Annotated in this window: 2 tRNA genes; both read right to left on the bottom strand. The window is 45.9% G+C overall.

Annotated features, from left to right (window positions below):
* Position 1: 1 nt before the first annotated feature.
* Positions 2-74, bottom strand: a tRNA-Lys gene (locus KH400_RS21515).
* Positions 75-336: 262 nt separating this feature from the next.
* Positions 337-412, bottom strand: a tRNA-Thr gene (locus KH400_RS21510).
* Positions 413-414 lie beyond the last annotated feature (2 nt).

The raw sequence follows: 414 nt of genomic DNA, 5'->3' as shown, positions 1-414 counted from the left end.
GTGAGCCATGAAGGATTCGAACCTTCGACCCTCTGATTAAAAGTCAGATGCTCTACCAACTGAGCTAATGGCTCTTGTCGTTGTTTTCAATGATGTTAGTTCATGACGGTTACGGACGGTGTTTCGCTTCGCCGTCTACCTGTCTCTTCCTCTTCTAGGATAGCTCTGTTGTTTATTGCGTCAAGACAACTCGTAGTAATTCCGACGATGTTATGCTCGTAACTGAGCTAATGGCTCTTGATGTTGTTTCGATGAATCATCAGTACAAAACATGCTCCTGCGCTACTATCGTTGCTCGTCGCAAACCTGTATAGTAGCAAATTCATGTGGTTGGTTTGGTGCCGGCCAGAGGACTTGAACCCCCAACCTACTGATTACAAGTCAGTTGCTCTACCAATTGAGCTAGACCGGCAT

The organism is Desertibacillus haloalkaliphilus, from assembly GCF_019039105.1.
Lineage (GTDB): Bacteria > Bacillota > Bacilli > Bacillales > KJ1-10-99 > Desertibacillus > Desertibacillus haloalkaliphilus.
The sequence above is the reverse complement of the archived record's forward strand: the minus strand, read 5'-3'. Positions and strand labels throughout refer to the sequence as shown.